The 17,955-nt window shown below is 38.2% G+C and carries 20 protein-coding genes; 7 read left to right on the top strand and 13 right to left on the bottom strand.

What is annotated here, in order from left to right; translation table 11 throughout:
• The first annotated feature begins 9 nt into the window (after window positions 1-9).
• Together B0G92_RS03075 and B0G92_RS03080 are read left to right on the top strand one after the other, a co-directional pair.
• Entirely contained in the window at window positions 10-1,770 is a 1,761-nt protein-coding gene (locus tag B0G92_RS03075; protein ID WP_101471059.1) for a BatD family protein, read from the top strand.
• 39 nt (window positions 1,771-1,809) lie between these two features.
• The gene (locus B0G92_RS03080; RefSeq protein ID WP_056066875.1) at window positions 1,810-2,553 is read left to right on the top strand and encodes an SH3 domain-containing protein; all 744 of its coding nucleotides are present in this window, start codon (window positions 1,810-1,812) and stop codon (window positions 2,551-2,553) included.
• A gap of 151 nt (window positions 2,554-2,704) precedes the next feature.
• On the opposite strand, the gene B0G92_RS03085 is transcribed toward B0G92_RS03080, so the two are convergent.
• Entirely contained in the window at window positions 2,705-3,205 is a 501-nt protein-coding gene (locus B0G92_RS03085) for a CvpA family protein (RefSeq protein WP_101472007.1), read from the bottom strand.
• Window positions 3,206-3,335: 130 nt separating this feature from the next.
• Between B0G92_RS03085 and B0G92_RS03090 the strand changes: the two genes are divergently transcribed.
• The 3 genes from B0G92_RS03090 to B0G92_RS03100 all read left to right on the top strand — a co-directional run bounded on the left by B0G92_RS03090 (window position 3,336) and on the right by B0G92_RS03100 (window position 5,324).
• Entirely contained in the window at window positions 3,336-3,695 is a 360-nt protein-coding gene (locus B0G92_RS03090) for a hypothetical protein (protein ID WP_101471060.1), read from the top strand.
• A gap of 75 nt (window positions 3,696-3,770) precedes the next feature.
• On the top strand, window positions 3,771-4,790 hold the full coding sequence (gene pheS, locus B0G92_RS03095; protein WP_101471061.1) for a phenylalanine--tRNA ligase subunit alpha: 1,020 nt from the start codon (window positions 3,771-3,773) through the stop codon (window positions 4,788-4,790).
• Window positions 4,791-4,916: 126 nt separating this feature from the next.
• A complete protein-coding gene (locus tag B0G92_RS03100; protein ID WP_056066866.1) occupies window positions 4,917-5,324 on the top strand; it encodes a hypothetical protein in 408 nt (135 codons plus the stop codon).
• Window position 5,325: 1 nt separating this feature from the next.
• On the opposite strand, the gene B0G92_RS03105 is transcribed toward B0G92_RS03100, so the two are convergent.
• From B0G92_RS03105 to B0G92_RS03160, 12 genes are all read right to left on the bottom strand, one after another.
• Window positions 5,326-6,663: an ankyrin repeat domain-containing protein gene (locus B0G92_RS03105; RefSeq protein WP_245867674.1), complete on the bottom strand. Its 1,338-nt coding sequence runs from the start codon at window positions 6,661-6,663 to the stop codon at window positions 5,326-5,328.
• 19 nt (window positions 6,664-6,682) lie between these two features.
• Window positions 6,683-7,852, bottom strand: coding sequence for an ankyrin repeat domain-containing protein (locus B0G92_RS03110; protein WP_101471063.1), 1,170 nt, complete (start codon window positions 7,850-7,852; stop codon window positions 6,683-6,685).
• A gap of 82 nt (window positions 7,853-7,934) precedes the next feature.
• A complete protein-coding gene (locus B0G92_RS03115) occupies window positions 7,935-8,933 on the bottom strand; it encodes a TerC/Alx family metal homeostasis membrane protein (RefSeq protein ID WP_101471064.1) in 999 nt (332 codons plus the stop codon).
• A gap of 8 nt (window positions 8,934-8,941) precedes the next feature.
• Window positions 8,942-9,937, bottom strand: a complete 996-nt coding sequence (locus tag B0G92_RS03120) for an NAD(P)H-dependent glycerol-3-phosphate dehydrogenase (RefSeq protein WP_101471065.1) — start codon at window positions 9,935-9,937, stop codon at window positions 8,942-8,944.
• Window positions 9,938-10,256: 319 nt separating this feature from the next.
• Window positions 10,257-11,417, bottom strand: coding sequence for an iron-containing alcohol dehydrogenase (locus B0G92_RS03125; RefSeq protein ID WP_101471066.1), 1,161 nt, complete (start codon window positions 11,415-11,417; stop codon window positions 10,257-10,259).
• A gap of 65 nt (window positions 11,418-11,482) precedes the next feature.
• Entirely contained in the window at window positions 11,483-12,265 is a 783-nt protein-coding gene (locus B0G92_RS03130; RefSeq protein WP_101471067.1) for a type 1 glutamine amidotransferase domain-containing protein, read from the bottom strand.
• A 95-nt stretch (window positions 12,266-12,360) separates the two neighbouring features.
• Window positions 12,361-12,924: a Crp/Fnr family transcriptional regulator gene (locus B0G92_RS03135; protein WP_056066834.1), complete on the bottom strand. Its 564-nt coding sequence runs from the start codon at window positions 12,922-12,924 to the stop codon at window positions 12,361-12,363.
• A gap of 219 nt (window positions 12,925-13,143) precedes the next feature.
• Window positions 13,144-13,725, bottom strand: coding sequence for a nicotinate (nicotinamide) nucleotide adenylyltransferase (nadD, locus tag B0G92_RS03140; RefSeq protein ID WP_101471068.1), 582 nt, complete (start codon window positions 13,723-13,725; stop codon window positions 13,144-13,146).
• 79 nt (window positions 13,726-13,804) lie between these two features.
• Complete coding sequence (gene gmk, locus B0G92_RS03145) at window positions 13,805-14,380, bottom strand: guanylate kinase (protein WP_056066828.1); 576 nt, start codon at window positions 14,378-14,380, stop codon at window positions 13,805-13,807.
• Window positions 14,381-14,400: 20 nt separating this feature from the next.
• Window positions 14,401-15,258, bottom strand: coding sequence for a YicC/YloC family endoribonuclease (locus B0G92_RS03150; protein ID WP_056066826.1), 858 nt, complete (start codon window positions 15,256-15,258; stop codon window positions 14,401-14,403).
• 90 nt (window positions 15,259-15,348) lie between these two features.
• Complete coding sequence (locus B0G92_RS03155; RefSeq protein ID WP_101471069.1) at window positions 15,349-16,245, bottom strand: DMT family transporter; 897 nt, start codon at window positions 16,243-16,245, stop codon at window positions 15,349-15,351.
• Between the two features lies 1 nt (window position 16,246).
• Window positions 16,247-16,600: an arsenate reductase family protein gene (locus tag B0G92_RS03160; protein ID WP_056066819.1), complete on the bottom strand. Its 354-nt coding sequence runs from the start codon at window positions 16,598-16,600 to the stop codon at window positions 16,247-16,249.
• A gap of 84 nt (window positions 16,601-16,684) precedes the next feature.
• Between B0G92_RS03160 and B0G92_RS03165 the strand changes: the two genes are divergently transcribed.
• Complete coding sequence (locus B0G92_RS03165) at window positions 16,685-17,449, top strand: DUF6263 family protein (RefSeq protein WP_101471070.1); 765 nt, start codon at window positions 16,685-16,687, stop codon at window positions 17,447-17,449.
• Between the two features lie 49 nt (window positions 17,450-17,498).
• On the top strand, window positions 17,499-17,954 hold the full coding sequence (locus B0G92_RS03170; RefSeq protein ID WP_101471071.1) for a DinB family protein: 456 nt from the start codon (window positions 17,499-17,501) through the stop codon (window positions 17,952-17,954).
• Window position 17,955 lies beyond the last annotated feature (1 nt).

A 17,955-nucleotide genomic window follows, 5' to 3' on the forward strand; every position in this document is an offset into this window, starting at 1 on the left:
TTGATTGCGATGAGAAAATATATAGCAGCACTAATTTTAATCTGTTTCCAGGGTCTTTCTGCCCAGGTACAATTTGAGGCAAAAGTCAGTAAACAGACACTCGGACTTAACGAAAGGCTCCGTATTGATTTCATCATGAATGAAGACGGCGATAACTTTACGCCGCCTTCTTTTGAAGGTTTCCGTGTGGTTGGTGGTCCAAGCCAGCAAGTGAGCCAGACCTGGATTAATGGTAGGGCAACTTTTAATAAATCCTATATTTATATACTGCTTCCGCAACAAAGAGGAACCCTAACCATCAAGCAGGCAACAATAGAAATTAAAGGGCAGACCTACAAAACGGCACCCATTAAAATAAACGTAACGGCGCCTATTGATGAGTCTAAGGACCCTAGCAGTCCGGACTATGTGCCAAGCGGAGGAATCCATCTTATTGCTGAAATATCCAATACGAACCCGTATCTAAACCAGCCAATTACAGTGGTCTACAAGCTGTATGTGAGCAATAATGTCAGCGTTAGGAACTGGAAAGAAATCGATAGTCCAAAATTCAACGATTTCTGGAGCCAGAATATCGATATCAAAAATCTTGTAGTCGAAAACGGAAAATATAATGGTGAAGACTACCGTTATGTGGTGCTTAGAAAAACGGTGCTATATCCTCAAAAATCGGGTAAACTAACCATAGAACCGCTTTCTTTGGACATTGTGGTTGACCAGCCTACCAACAGAAGAGATATTTTTGGAAGAGTCCAGTTTGTTACGGGCAATAAAACGGTTTCTGCCGGAAGTAAGGTTATCAATGTAAAAGCTTTACCTGAAGCAGGAAAACCGCAGGACTTTACCGGTGCCGTAGGAAAATTCAATTTTGTTGTCAAGCCTTCGAAAACTGAGTTAAGACATGGTGAATCATTGGATTTGGATATCAGTGTTTCCGGTAACGGAAACCTGAAACTGTTTACCTTGCCAAAACCAATTGTGCCAAGTGCTTTGGAAATGTATGACCCGGTACATAGTGAGCAGGTTACAACACCACTTTCCGGAATGCAGGGGAAAATTGCGGATAAATACACCATTATTCCGCAATATCAGGGCAATTATACCATTAAGGGATTAACATTCTCATATTTTGACCTGTCTACAAAAACATACAAAACAATAACTTCAAATGATATTGTTATTAAGGTTTTGGATGGACCGACTTCATCGGATTCTTCTGTAGCAGCCACTCCGGGAGCTACAACAAACAAACAGGCAGTAAAAAGTACGAATCAGTTCCGGTTTATTGCGCTGAAAACGCAATTGCATTCTACCCATAAAGAAGATTTCTTCGGTTCAGGGTTGTTTTATACGTTGCTATTCCTGCCTTTCCTCTTTATCCCTATAATTATTTTGGCTAAGAAGAAAAAAGAAGCAATTGATAGTGATGTTGTTGGAAATAAGAGAAAGATGTCTAACAGGCTGGCTAAAAAATACCTTTCGGAAGCTAAAAAACAAATCAATAATAAAGAGCCGTTTTATATTGCCCTTGAAAAAGCATTGCACAACTTCCTGAAAGCCAAATTGCATATCGAAACCTCTGAAATGAGCAAAGACAAGATTCGTGAAATTCTTTTGGACAGAAATGCAAGGCCGGAAACGATAGATGATTTTATAAACCTTACGGAGAACTGTGAGTTTGCCAGATATGCGCCTTATTCCAGCGTAGCCATCCAACAGGATTTTGATAAGGCCGTAACCGTAATTTCCGAACTGGAAAAACAAATCTAACAATTGATAATTCATTACAGAATTGAAAATTGAACAAAAATGAAAAACATAGTCTACATACTGTTGCTTTTTACCCAGGTTTTCTGGGCACAGGACAATTTTGAGGCCGGAAATAAGTTCTACCGTCAGGACAAATTTGAAGAAGCTGTCAAAGCCTATGAAAATGTACTGAAAACAAAACAGCACTCAGCGGAATTGTATTTTAATCTCGGAAATGCTTATTACAAGCTCAATAAAACCGCTCCTGCGATTTATTATTACGAAAAGGCACTGTTGCTTAATCCTGGCTATAGTGATGCCAGAAACAACCTGCAATTTGCCCAAAACATGACAATTGACGATATCAAGCCTGTGCAGCAGGTTGGTTTTGGAAAAATCATTCATGATTTTACGTCTTCCTATACCTATGACGGCTGGGCCAAAATTGCTATTGGCTTTTCAATCCTGTTCCTGTTGTTTTTCATAGGATATTATTTTTCGGCGGCAACCTGGCTCAAACGCGTTTTCTTTGTGGGATTATTCGTTGCATTAATTGCATTAATTGTGAGTGTTGCTTCTGCCATAGCAGAAAAGACAAGCTATGAAAACGATAAACCAGCCATAATTTTTGCAGATACGGTGGGTGTTAAAAATGAACCGAAAGAAAATGCAGATAATGCCTTTGTACTTCATGAAGGCACAAAAGTCCAGATTATTGAAACGTTGGATAATTGGAGGAAAATTCAATTGGCTGATGAAAAAGAAGGTTGGGTGAATAAGGATGTTTTGAAAGAGATAAAGTAGTTTATAGGTAGTAGATATCAGGAGGCAGGTAGCAGGTTTCAGTCTGCAGTTTAGAATCTACCATCTTATTTAGTCAGTATACAGGATTTGGAGAGTTTAAGATTTATGATTTGAGTCTGCCGCCTAAAATCTGGCATCTGCCATCTAAATACTACTTCTTCAACTCCTCAAACCATTCCTCAAAAACAGGGTAAACAAACTCTGAAATTTTCAGAATCGGGTTATAAAACAGCGAGTCATCAAGGGTTTTCTTTTCGGCAAACGTATTGTTGGAATTGATTTTTTGGAACAGTGCCAGCACAAAACTCAGAATCAGGCACATTTTCAGGACGCCAAAAACTCCTCCGGCAATTTTATTTAGCAGTCCCAAACTTGCAAAATTGGCAATGGAAGTAAAGAATTTTGCCAGTAACGAAATACCGATAACTACACCAATAAAAGTCAGTACAAATGCCCAGATGGCAATGGTTTTTGGATTCCAGGAAAATACATCTGCTAAAAATTCAGCTGTAATGAAAGAAAACTTTATCGCAATATAAATTCCTAAAAGTAGCGAAACCAAAGAAGCAAACTCTACAAAAAGCCCATTCCAAAGCCCTCTGATTAAACCATAGGCTAAGAAAATGCCTAAAATAATATCTAAAAATCCCATCAAAAAATAATAAGCAGCCAAGATAGATGACTTTGCATAGAAAAACAAAAATCAACAATGTATCTTTGCAGATTAAATTCACAATTTGAATGGAAGATTTCTGTTCGTAACTTAAAAAACTAAGATTCAAATGTCTAGAGATATACAATTAAAACAACGCTGGGAAAAAGTCGTCAGTCTTTTATCCCACCAATTTGCCGAAGGCGATGATGAGCTCGATTTGGACTCCATCATTTACCTTATCGGAGTACAGGAACTGGGAAAGGTTCATAATAAATTCAAAAAAGATGAAAAGGTAAACCTGATGCATATTGCCATATGCCGCCTGCTGGAGCCTTACGGATTCTATGAATTTGATTATTTTGACAATGAAGGATGGCCACATTATAAGATAAAAGAAGAACTGCCACCATTGAAAGCAGGTGAGCAATCCGTACTAATGAAAGAAGCCATTGTGAATTATTTTCTGGAAAGAGAATTTATCGATTAGAGATTGCGAAACGTTCTTTCAGAACGGGCTTTTTTCAGGGAAAAAATATTAAATTTGCACCTTTACTAAAAGAAGATGATAGACAAGATTAAAGAATATATTGGCGAAGTAGAAGCGTTTCAAACCCAAAATAAAGAGGAACTGGAAGCTTTCAGAATAAAATTTCTTGGGAGCAAAGGCCTTATAAAAGATTTTTTCGCCGAGTTCAAAAATGTTCCTAACGAACAGAAAAAAGAATTCGGGCAGGTAATCAATCAGTTGAAAACTACGGCTGAAGATAAGCTAAAATCCATTCAGGAATTGTTTGAAAGCAAGGAAGAAACCATAGGCATCTATGGCGATTTGACGCGTCCGGCAGAACCTGTAAAGATAGGTTCGCGCCATCCTATTTCTTTGGTTAAAAATCAGATTGTAGATATTTTTTCTAACATTGGTTTCAACGTTTCTGAAGGTCCGGAAATTGAAGACGACTGGCATAACTTCACAGCATTGAATCTTCCGGAATATCATCCGGCAAGAGACATGCAGGATACTTTTTTTATCCAGACTAACCCGGATATCCTGTTGAGAACACATACATCATCAGTTCAGGTGCGTTATATGGAAGAAAACAAACCGCCAATCCGAACGATTTCTCCGGGACGTGTTTTCAGAAATGAAGCCGTTTCTTCGCGTTCGCACTGTATTTTCCACCAGGTGGAAGGTTTGTACATCGATAAAGATGTTTCGTTTGCCGACCTGAAACAGACGCTTTTATATTTTACAAAAGAAATGTTCGGGAAATCAAAAATCCGTTTGCGTCCGTCTTATTTCCCGTTTACGGAACCAAGTGCGGAGATTGATATCTACTGGGGATTAAAAACCGAAACCGACTACAGAATTACCAAAGGAACCGGTTGGCTTGAAATTGGTGGTTGCGGAATGGTTGACCCTAATGTGCTGAAAAACTGTGGTATCAATGCAGATGAATTTACAGGTTTCGCCTTTGGAATGGGTGTTGAAAGAATAGCAATGCTGCTGCACCAAATTGGCGACATCAGGATGTTCTATGAAAACGACGTACGATTCCTGGAACAATTTAAATCTTCTATTTAAGTCGTAAAGTTCATAAAGTCATAAAGTCATAAAGTCATAAAGTCGAAAGTTGGAAAGTAATTGTCTAAAAAAAGACTAATTACTTTCCACTATTCACTTTCCACTTTCCACTATCAACTATCCACTATGAAAAAAGATATCGTTATCCCAAAAGTAGAAAACGTTTTCCTAGCCGCCGTTCAGGAATGGAACGACGACTTTATGGAAAAAGTATGGTATGTTTATTTGGTCAATGACAGTGATTTTGATTTGGATAGTGTCATGGTCGTATCAAAGGCCTTCGGAACCATTGATGGCGAAATGAAAAAAACATCACTTTTACGCCATGCCTTTACGCAGGTTCCTGCAGTTTCTGTAGTAAAAGTAGAAATGGTTGAAAAGAGCGTTTTGGCTCTTAACAACGAATTCATGGTTACTTATTTTATAGGAAACACCCTGTATGATAAGAAATTCATTTTCCGTACAAATACTATCAACGAGCGCGCTACAGAAGAAGTGCCGATTTTATTTGTAAACGGAGTTATCGTCAGATAAATCAGCCTTTCAAAATCTTAGCCTTTTCAACATCAAATTCTTCCTGCGATAAAATTCCGGCATCCAAAAGCTCTTTCAGGTCTAATAAGGCTTGCTTTTTTGAAGCCATATCAACAGGAGCGGAAGCTGGTGCGGGTTCTGTTTTCGTACTATTTGGATTAGCAGTGTTTGACGGACTGTATTTTAGCAACAGTTCCGTAATTTCATTAAATCCCTTGATGTTGGAATAATCAATCGCTTTCTGTTCTTTTGCGTTTACTACAGAAGCATCTGCTTCTTTTTCCAAAAGCAGTTTTACCATATCTTTTTTGCCGTTAGCTGCTGCATAATGCAAAGCCGTATTGCCACTTTCATCCTGTATGTTGATATTGGCATCCTTATCCAAAAGCAATTTGACCATACTCACATGGCCGCTTTTTGCGGCAACATGCAGCAAGCTTTCGCCACCATAACCATAAGATGTGTCTAATGAAAAACTACTCGAAATACTAAGACTGTCGGCCGTTTCCACCCAATCCAGATAAGAATACATGGACGTTTCGTTTCCGGTCACGGGTTTGGAATAATTAACATCGACACCATTATTTATAAAAAGCTCGACAATTTCTTTTTGGTTGTTGGAACAGGCATACCATATTGGTGACAATCCGTTTTGGGAAGAAACAAAAATGTCGGCTCCTTTTTCCGTTAAGAGTTTCGTCAGCATGCGGTTGCTGTCATAGCAGGCCAAAAGCAAAGCGCTTTCGCCGGCATGATTGATATGGTTAATAGCAGCTCCATTTTCCAAAAGCAGTTCGACCATGGGCTGGTTTTTTGATTTGACGGCAAACAGCAAAGGTGAATTGCCCTGTTTGTTGGTCGTATTGACATCGGCTCCGTTTTCTAATAATTTTTTGACAATCGCTGCATTTCTCCAACTGGCTGCTATAAGAAGCGGGGTTTCGGCTTCATTATTTTCTATATCAGCATTTACGCCCTGTTCAAGCAGTTTTTCTAAAACCTCAATTTGTCCGGTTTGGGCTGTAAGATGCAAAAGACTGTTTCCTTTGAAATCTTTGACGTCTGTTTTGGCGCCTTTTTCCAATAAGAATAATGCCGTCTGCTTTTGTTTTTGCAAACAGGCAAAATAGAAAGGCGTTTCACCGGCGTGGTCTTCATAATCAATAGCGGCTCCTTCGCTAATGAGTATCTGTACAAGGTCAAGATAACCATGATGGGCTGCATAATGCAATGCAGTTCTGCCTTTTTCATCAGTATAGGTTACATCAACTTCTTTGTTGGCTAATAAAAGTTCTGCTATTTTTCTTTTTCCGCTTTCGCAAGCGATTATAAATGACATTGACATGGTTCGTTTCGGATTAGGATTGCTTTATCAGCAGTTCAACGGTTTTTATTTTCAGGTTATCATCAGACGCGAGATTCAGGGCCGTCTGGTCTTTGTCGTTTGTGATTGTGACATCGGCACCGTTTTCAAGCAAAAGCTTTACTTTTCGGTACATTTCCTTTGCTTTTTCAGCATCATAATTCACATTGTAGGCACAAACTTTATGCAATAATGTATTTCCGTTATTGTCCTGACGATTAATGTCGATGGCTCCGGTTTCTATAATAGTTTGAAGTACTTCCGGTTTTTTTTCAGCGATGAGGTCGGCTGGCATTGTGTCCCGGCCATAATAAATGCTGGTTTGGTATATATCTGCTCCATCATCAATGAGCTTTCGTAATAATTCCAGACTTTTTTCTGAAGTATCATACATCATTCGCATGTATTCAAACAAAAGCGTTACCTGGTCGCTGTTGAGCAGGTCAAATTGAGGTATGTCGTAATTTCGAAGTAAATCGTACAACCTGACATCTAGTTTATGGGCTACGGCATAGAAAAAGGCCGTATTTCCATTTTTATCGGCATGATTAGGATTGGCTCCATTTTGCAGAAGAAGCTCAAGATATTCGTTTCTGTTGAATTCTATGGCTGTAATCAAAGGTGTTTTCTGCACAATGTTCTGAGCATTGACATCCAAACCTTCCTGTATCAGAAATTCAAGATACGAAAGGGAAAGTTCGGGTTTCATCAGATTGGTTTTTATAACCTGATGCAGGAAATTTTCTTCGGCATTGTTCTTGAAGTTTACATTACATCCCGTTTCTGCCAGTATTTTAATACTTTCGAGACTGGCGCCTTTCTCGAAAAAGTAGCCAATGAGAGTTTTGGCACCCACTTCATCGTTTATATTGTCAAATTTTGAAATAAATTCCCTGAAAAAATCAAAAGATTCATCATCTGTCTGCAGGCCCCTCACGACGCTTTGGAAAATGCTTTTATCAAAACTGTCAAATTCATAGACGTCAGTTTCAATAACACCATTTTCTAAAAAGAGGCGGATAATTTCAAATTGTTTTTGCTGAAATAGTCTGTCAAAAATGCCTGACTTACTGTATTCGTTTAGTGTTTTTGGAAGTTTTTCGCCATTGGCAACATGGTCTAAAACTTCGGAGAATTTTCCCGAGTTTAAAAGTTGTTCTAACATAAGGTTGTATGGTTATTATTTATCATAATTACGAAAAATAATAACACAAGCCGAGAACTTTCACTTTATTTTCACAAATAGACTATTTTTCTTCTTTTACAGGAAAAGCCAAAGAAGCCATTACAGACAAAATCAGTACGCTTCCTACTACAGTCAGTGAAGTTGGTGATGAGATATGGTAAAAAGGCTGTACAAGCATTTTTACACCTATAAAAGCCAGGATAATTGCCAGTCCGTACTTTAGTCGGCTGAACATATACATAAAGTTGGCCAACAGGAAATATAAAGCCCTAAGTCCTAAGATGGCAAAAATGTTTGAAGTATAAAGGATAAACGGATCGTTTGGTGCTATCGCAAAAATAGCCGGAATAGAATCGACTGCAAAAATCAAGTCAGTAAATTCGATAACAGCCACAACAACTAACAACGGTGTTGCCATTTTGACTCCGTTTTCTACCGTAAAAAACTTATCGCCATCATAATTTTCAGAAACTTTGAAGAATCGGTGTACCAATTTGGCTCCCGGGCTTTTTGTAAAATCTTTGTTTTCGTCATTGTCTTCTTTTGAAAACCACGATTTGAATCCTGCGAAAACAAGGAAAAACCCAAAGACCGATAAGACAACATTAATGCTGACGAGCTTTCCAAAAATATTCATTTCAGGAAGATAGGTCATATTGATAAGCTCTACGCCGGAGAAAATAAAAATCGCCCTGAAAATCAAAGCCCCGATAATTCCCCAAAACAGGACTTTATGGTGCAAATGTTTCGGAACATTAAAAAAACCAAAAACCAGAATGAAAACAAAAAGGTTATCGACAGAAAGCGCTTTTTCAATCCAGTAAGCCGATTGGAACTGCGTGAACTGCTCTATTCCCATCAAATAATAAATCACGCCGCTAAAGCCCATAGCTAACGAAATCCATACAATTGACCAGATAGCCGCTTCCTTGTTCGAAACGACATGGCTTTTTTTGTTGAACACTCCTAAATCAAGAAGCAGCATAATGATGATAACAACAGAAAATGCGGTCAGGATTCCGGGATGATTGACTAGATGGTCGACGCCGTTGTTTTGCATGTCAGGAATTAGTTAAGTTTTTCAGTTAGTTTTCTAAATACTTTTTTAGGTTCTTTTCCTTCATATAAGATGCCATAAACTGCATCAATGATTGGAGTTTTGGCGCGCAAGCCTTCATTTAGCTTGTAGGCACTGTTTGTGGCGTAATAGCCTTCGGCAACCATACTCATTTCCATCATGGCAGATTTTACGGTATAGCCTTTTCCAATCATGTTTCCAAACATTCTGTTTCTCGAAAATATAGAATATCCCGTAACCAATAAATCGCCCAGATAGGCAGAATCATTGATGTTTCGTTTCATTTTATGAACCTTTCGGATGAATTTTTTCATTTCGCGTATTGCGTTACTCATCAATAGCGCCTGAAAATTATCGCCATAACCCAAACCGTGGGCCATTCCGGCTGCAATAGCATAAATGTTTTTTAGCATGGCGGCATATTCTGTACCAATAATGTCGTCAGAAATTTTGGCTTTGATATAATTGCCGCTGAGGTTATTTGCCATAATTTTGGCCTTTTGCGAATCGCCACAAGCAATGGTCAGATAGGAAAGGCGTTCCATGGCAACTTCTTCAGCGTGACAAGGACCGGTTATAACCCCGATATTGTCATAAGGAATATTGTATTTTTCATGGAAATGCTCTCCAACAATAAGGCTGGTTTCCGGAACAATACCTTTAATGGCAGAAAAAATAATTTTTCCATCCAGGCTTTCTGTAAGATGCTCCAATTCGCCACTTAAAAAAGCTGAAGGAATAGCGAAAATAATATAATCGGCATATTTTACTGCTTCGTTTATATTACTGGTAAGTTTTAGTTTTTTGGTGTCAAATTCAACAGAACTGAGGTAATTCGGATTGTGTTTGAACTTTTTGATATGTTCAATCGCACTTTCATTCCTCATATACCACGCAATCTCTTCGAGATTAACGCAAAGCATTTTTGCAATTGCTGTCGCCCAGCTTCCGCCGCCAATTACGGCAAATTTTGGATGTTCATTCATTTCGGTTCGTTTGTTTGCCAAAAATACTCAAATAAGTGGTAATCGGAAATTAATTTCGCCCCTCTATTCTCTTTTTTGTCAGAAACCTACTCCATAAAACGGACACAGCGATAATTTTAACTTAAAATTATGATTATCAATGCAATGCGGGATCATTGTTGCCGTTATTGATATTGAGTTGGTTAGATTACAATATACGTTGCAAAATAATACGCCTTCGTATTATTAAGTTAGTTAAGATTTGTTTTTGGTGTTTTGAAAAAGGCACTCTTGAAAATTACTTTCAGGAGTGCCTTTTGACTTTAAAACGGGTGAACTCTTAATAGCTGAGTTCCACAATATTTTTTACTTTTTCAGGAGTAATGTTTTTCTTTTCTCCCAGGCCTTTCCAGCCTCTTTCTTCAAAACGTCGGGCTATGAAATCGGCTGTTTTTTCGTAGTCCTGTGTGTATTCAGACAATTTGGTCTGCATTCCCATTCTATGAAAAAATTCAACAGTTTTCTCAATAGCTTCAACAGCCATTTCATCTATAGTAGCATCGGCAACATTCCAGACTCTTTTGCCATATTGTGCCAGCTTATCTTTTTTAGTTTCAAACATGACGCGGTACAGATTTGGGCCAATAATAGCAAGTGTTCTGGCATGGTCTATTTCAAAAAGGGCAGTCAGTTCATGGCCAATCATATGCGTAGCCCAATCCGTAGGAACCCCTTTCTGGATTAGTCCGTTCAATGCCATCGTACAGCTCCACATATAATTAGACGCCAGTTTATAGTCGGTTGGATTTTCTACAACCTCCGGTCCGATTTCAATTAGGGTTTGCAGAATTCCTTCTGAAATTCTGTCCTGCAATAGTGCATCATGCGGATAGGTAAGATATTGCTCAAGAACGTGCGTGTAGGCATCAATAATCCCGTTTTGGATTTGTCTTTTTGGCAATGAAGCAACTACTTCAGGGTCGCAGATTGAAAATTTTGGGAATAGGGCAGGACCACCAAACGAAAGTTTTTCCTGAGTTTCGTTGATGGTGATTACCGCTCCCGAATTCATTTCGCTTGCAGTAGCCGGAAGCGTGAGAACTGTCCCAAACGGAACGGCATTGTCAAGAATCCGAATTCCTTTTTTTAGAATATCCATTGGCTTTCCGTCAAATTTTACGGCAGCCGAAATAAACTTGGTTCCATCAATTACAGAACCGCCGCCTACAGCCAGTATAAAATCCAGTTGTTTTTCACGGATGATTTCTACGGCTTTCATCAAGGTTTCATAACGTGGATTGGGCTCAATTCCTCCAAATTCAGTGATGTCATACCCGTGCAGTGCTTTTCGTACCTGGTCATAAACACCATTTTTGAAGATACTACCGCCACCATAAGTAATCAATACTTTTGCCTCTTTTGGGATGAGGTCGGAAATTTTTGCAATTTGTCCTTTCCCAAAAACCAATTGGGTAGGATTATATAATTCGAAGTTCAGCATAATTTTAAATTTTATGTAAAATTACAAAACATGTAATTTTTGCTGTCGTAAAAGTCTGTTAACAATTATTTCCCAAGCGATTTCAACTCTTTTAAAACTGCTTCTCCAACACCTTTTGCGGATTGAGGATTTTGTCCGGTTACGAGCCTTCCGTCAACCGTAACATGTGGTTGCCATAATCCGGATTTTTCGAACTTAGCACCACGTTCTATCAGTTTTGTTTCTAAAGCAAACGGAACGACTTTTTCTAATTTTACTGCAATTTCTTCTTCATTCGTAAAGGCGTTTACTTTTTTGCCGTCAACCAAATATTTGCCATTGCTTAATTTAATGTTTACCAATCCGGCTGGTCCGTGGCAGACTGCTCCAACCACGCCATTGTTTTCATAAATAGCCGTAGCGATTTTGGCAATTTCTGCATTTTCAGGAAAATCCCACATGGCACCATGGCCTCCGGCATAGTAAATAGCGACATAATCTTTCGGATTTACTTCAGACGGTTTCATTGAATTGCTGATTTTCTTGTGATAAACCGCATCTTCCCAAAATTGCTTATTAATAGGGTCGTTCAGATCAAAGCCATCAACAGGCGGTGTTCCGCCTTTTGGGCTTACAAAATCAATTGTATAATGGTCTTTTAATACTTCCCAGGCATGGGTAACTTCTCCCAGATAATAACCGGTTGGTTCGCCTGTGTTTCCTTTTTTGTCATGGCTCGATACCACGAATAAAATTTTCTTTTTTTCCATCTTTTTTGATTTTTTAGTTTGTGCGTTGGCCAAATCCGGATTTAAGAAAAGGGCAAAAACTGTAACTGCCATCAAAACCGGAGCGATTATTTTTTTCATAACTAATGTTCTTTAGAATTAAGTTACAAAATTCAGAAGAAATTTAGGGGATGAAAAGGTAAAAAGTCACGAATTTGAAGTGACAATTGTCACACTCACGAACTAAAACGGCTCAATGTTTCCCGGGAAACACCAAGATAGGAAGCAATCAGTTTTTTAGGGACTTTTTGAAATAGGCTGGGATAAAGCTGCAGTAATTTTTCATAACGTTCCTGCGGATTGTTGTTTAGCATCGACAGGATTCTCTGTTGCAGGGCAATATATCCGGCATTGGATTTTCTGCGAAAAAAATGTTCAATCTTATGCATTTCTGAGCAGAGTTTTTCACGGTTGTATAACGAAAGGCAGAGTACTTCCGTGTCTTCAATGCAGTCAATGTTGAGAGTGGCTTTTGTTTGGTTGAAATAGGCATTGAAATCACAAATCCACCAATCCGGAAGTGCAAACTGGAGAATATGTTCTTTCCCGTCCTGGCTTACGTGATAGGCTTTCAGGCAGCCTTCCAAAACAAAAAAATCATTAGGGACATCTTCACCTTCCTGAACTAAAAACTGGTGTTTTTTATATTTTTTAGGAGTAAAATGCGACAGTATATAATCGAATTCGCCATCAGTTAGTGGCGTGATTTTCTCGATTTGCTGTCGTAATAGTTGACTCATTTTTTAACCTTTATAATCTGTGTCTGAAATCTACTTCTTTATTTTTTGCCACTGATTGGAATGATTGCCACTGATTTTTAAACACCGATAAAAATCATTCTAATCTCTTAATCTGTGGCTGAAATCAGCTTTTTTATTTTTTAGCCGCTGATTGGAATGATTGCCGCTGATTTTAAACAGTGATAAAAATTATTCTAATTTCTTAACCTATGGCTAAAGCTATTTCTTATAAAACAGATTGTGGTCAATATAATCCCATACTTTTTCAGGAAGCATAGGTCTTGCATTCTTACCGTTTTTGATGCTTTCCCGGATTTTAGTCGATGAAATTTCTACTATGGGAGCATCAATTACATGTATTTTCGGATGTCCTGTGAATTCCGGACTGATAGCCGCGTCAGAAATTCTGGGATAAACATAAATATCGTGATTCTGGAGGATAACATCATAGTTTTTCCACTTATGGAAAGAGTTCAGATTGTCTTCACCCATGATAAGGGAAAATTCATATTTTGGAAATTTTTCCTGAAGGTAAGCCAGCGTATTTACTGTATAGTTTGGTTGCGGCAGTTTAAATTCAATATCAGAAGGTTTAAGTTTTGGATAGTCTTCTGTTGCCAGGAAAACCATCTGAAGCCTGTGGTGGTCTTCCAGCAAAGTACTTTTTTTCTTATGCGGATTATGAGGCGTCACAACCATCCATACCTGATTCAAATCTGAAAATTCAGCCATATGGTTGGCAATAATCATGTGGCCTACATGGATTGGGTTAAATGTTCCGAAGTATAATCCGATTTTCATCTTTTAAGGCTCTAAGCTATTAAGGTTCTGAGTTGCTAAGGCCCTTAGAAACTTAGAGTCTTAGCAACTTAGCCACTTATTAAATCATTTTCAAATAATCATAAACCAATTTATAAGCGTCGTTTTTTGCTATTTCCAGGTCGTAATTTTTCAGGATTACGTCAAATTCCTCCGCTTTGGCAATTTCTTTCTCGGCTTTGGCAAGGCGCATCTGTATCTTTTCGTCGGTTTCAGTCTGACGGAAACGAAGTCTTCTTTCCAATTCTTCTACAGAAGGAGGACTTACAAATACGGCCAGGGTTTGTTTTGGATATTGCTTTTTTATGTTCAGTCCGCCAATTACATCAATATCGAATATGACATGCTTTCCGGCTGCCCAGATTCGCTCCAGTTCGCTTTTTAAAGTACCATAATAATTGTCTTTGTAGACCTCTTCGTATTCGACAAAAGCATTTTCCTCTATTTTTTTCTGGAATTCTTCAGCAGATAGAAAATAATAATCCCTGCCGTCGATTTCTTCTCCTCTTTTTTCGCGTGAAGTCGCAGAAATAGAGAAGTCCAGGTGCAGTTCTTTTTGAGCTAAAAGGTATCGTACTATCGTAGTCTTTCCAGAACCGGAAGGAGCCGAAAATACTATTAATTTGCCATTATTCATTGTTGCGTTGTTGTTTGTTTTTACAAAACGTTCAAGACTTGTTCTTTGATTTTTTCCAGTTCGTCTTTCATCTGGACGACAAGCTTCTGCATTTGTGCATGGTTGGATTTGGAACCCATCGTATTGATTTCTCTACCTATTTCCTGGGTAATAAAACCTAGTTTTCGACCGTTGGCTTCTTTTCCGGCCAATGTTTCCATGAAATAATTCAGGTGGTTTTCCAAACGTACTTTTTCCTCCGTAATATCGTATTTTTCAAGATAGAAAATCAGCTCCTGCTCAAAGCGATTTTCGTCAACATTGACATTCAGTTCTTCGATAGCCGTTTTTAGTCGGTTTTTAACCGTTTCAATCCTTTCGCCATCTAAAGCTACAGTCTCTCTCATTAACGCAAGAATGTTGCCAATCCGGATAAGAAATTCTTTTTCCAGCGCAATACCTTCCGAGGTTCTGAATTCCTGAATGTTTTCCAAACCCTGGTCAATAACACCCTGTATGGTTTTCCATTCATTTTCGTCTAATTCCTCGCGTTCGGTTTTGAGGGCATCCGGCATTCTGACAGCCATTTTTAATAGTTCCGTATCGTCACCGTCAACCACTTGTCTAAGCTGATTGATATAGGCTTTTACAATAGGCACGTTGATTTTGGATGAAGTCTCTTCTCCGGTAATTTCTATAAATAAAGAAAAATCTACTTTTCCTCTTTCTAATTTCTGAGCAATCTGATTTCGGAGTGCCAATTCCATTTCGCGATAAACATAAGGCGTCCTCACATTCAAATCCAAACTTTTGCTGTTTAAGGATTTGATTTCAACGGTAATTTTTTTGTTAGGCAATTGCAAAGTTGCTTTGCCGAAACCAGTCATTGATTGTATCATATTCCAATTTAAATAGCTACAAATGTAATAAAAAGTATTGAGTCCGTTTTCAGGCACTTGAAATTAGATTCTTATAAATAAGGATTTGAATCAGTTGTCCGGTACGGTTTTTTTCTTCTGTGTTACGAGATAGATTCCCAGGAAAAACATCGCGGCAGAAATTACCTTTATCAGACTCAATTGGTCTTTTCCCAAACCAATAGCGAATAATGTTGCAAAAAAGGGCTGCAGGTAGATAAAAACGGCTACAATAGTAGGCTTGAGTTCTTTCATGGACAAGAGATTCAGCAGATAGGTCAGGAATGTAGAAATCACAACCACAAAAAGGATTTTAGCATATACAGGTGTTGGAATAATAGCCCATTCGATTTCCTGAACCTGCTTCCATCCAAAAGGCAACACCATAATAAATCCGAAAAGATAAATCCACTTCACAAAAGAAAAAGCACTGTATTTTTCCATCAGCTTTTTGACGATAATCAGGTAAAATCCATAAGAAACAGCATTGACAAAAACCAAAAAGTTGCCCCACATGGCATTGGGAGCATTGCCTACGCTTTTTCCATATAAAATGAGCAGTAAGGTTCCGGCCAATCCCAATATAATCCCGAAAGCTTTCCATTTCAGAATTTTTTCTTTCATGATTATTGCCGAAAGTACCAGTACAATCATGGGTGTTGTAACCATAATTACGGAAGCCATAATAGGAGAGGTAAGGCTTAATCCTTCAAAAAAGGTAAGCATATTAAAAGCTACTCCAAAAAAGGCGGAAGCAATAATTCTGGGAAAATCATTCAAGGCAATTTTTTCGGTCTTTAAAAAAAGCGCAACGAGCCAGAACAGCAATGCGGAACCGCCAACGCGCAAGACGATAAATCCGAAAGGTTTGACAAACTCCGGCATTACGTCTTTGGCAATGGTAAAGGTCACGCCATAAATAATCGAAACCATCAGGGCTCCCAGCAAGGCCCAATTTCTTGTAGACATGCTAAGAAAGCGCTTTGGTCACTTCAAGGATGTTCTTCTGACTGTTGCCGATATAGATTTTTCCGTCGATGATAAAAACCGGACGGCTCAAAAAGGTATAATGTTCCAGAAGGTATTTTTTAAAATCGGCTTCCTGCAGGTTTTTATTTTTCAGGTCCAGTGATTTGTATAGTTGAGCCTTTTTGCTGAATAGTGCTTCATAGCTTCCGGACAATTTGTGCATTTCTTCCAGTTCTGCTTCCGTGATTGGATTCTGGCGGATGTCATGAAATTCAAGCCTGTCCGTATTTGGAAGTGATTTTATGATTTTTCGGCAGGTATCGCAAGAGCTTAAATAGTATATTTTATTGTTCATTTGGATAAAATTTAATAGTACAAAGAAAAATCATTTAAAGTTTAAAAGATGTATTTTTATCAAAATTATCAGCAAATTATAAATATGAAATTTAGGATTATCTGCGGGCTCCTTTTTGGAGGAATAATGGCAATTTTATTTGGTTGTGCTAAAAAGGATACCATTGACCTGAAACTTAAATTAAAGGCCGGTGAAGTCGAAAGAGTTTATGCGGCTACCGTAGTCAAAGGAGGTTCTATGGAATTTCAAAGCATTGTAGAAATGAGATTTACAACTGAGGCCATAAAGCCTGACAGGAACGTAATTGATGTAAAAGTTGTCAGGATGAGTTCGTCTTCCGATGCTTTTGGAGAAAAGGAAAGTTATGATTCCAATAAAGATGTCAATGAAATGACCCAGGAAGAAAGGAGTACACATCAGGAGTTTCAGCAAGTATTAAATCAGTCTTTTTTGGTTGCTGTAAATAACAAAGGAAAAGTTGTGGAGCCTTTCAGGAGTAAAAACGGAGACAGGCGAAGACTTACGGAACAGATTATAGATATTTCAAACATCTATATTCCCTTTCCTGAAGAACCGGTTGGAGTGGGTTCTGAATGGGAAGCAGAAAGGGAAGAATCCCTGACCAAAATAAAAACCGTATCAACCTATAAAATAACAGAAATTAACGACAAGCAAATAGTTGTCTCAATAGCTTCAAAAATAAAAGGAATGAAAGGTTTTGTTGATAATGAGGCAAAAGGACAGTATGTTTTGGATAGAAAAACATGCAAAATGATTACGGGAGATTTCTCCATGAGTTTAGAAGACAAGAGAAAGGTGTTTTTTAAATTCCGCTCTGTTCCTGATTAGAAAAGCTAAAAATACATTTCAAAAACAACTTTTTAATTTAATAAATACCATGCACGAAGCATACAATATCACTATGCAGAACAGAAAAGTCTTAGAGGGCTATCTGCAAAACTATTCTCTTGAACAATTAAACAAAGTTCCTCAAGGTTTTAATAATAACCTGATTTGGAATATTGGCCATATTATTGTCGTACAGCAATTGTTGGTTTATAAATTGTCCGGACTTCCAACGATGGTTTCAGACGAAATGATTTCCAGATACCAAAAAGGAACCCGTCCGGAAACTGACGCTACGCAGGAAGAAATCAATGAAATAAAGCGATTGCTTTATGTAACCGTTGAGCAGACCCAAACTGATTTTGACAACCAGATTTTTAAAACGTACCACGAATTCACCAACAACCTGGGATTTACAATCCGAAGTGCGGAAGGCGCAATCGCTTACAATTATTATCACGAAGCCATGCATTTGGGGATGATGATGAGCATTCGCAAATTTGTGTAGG

It is taken from the genome of Flavobacterium lindanitolerans (genome assembly GCF_002846575.1).
Classification (GTDB): Bacteria; Bacteroidota; Bacteroidia; order Flavobacteriales; family Flavobacteriaceae; genus Flavobacterium; species Flavobacterium lindanitolerans.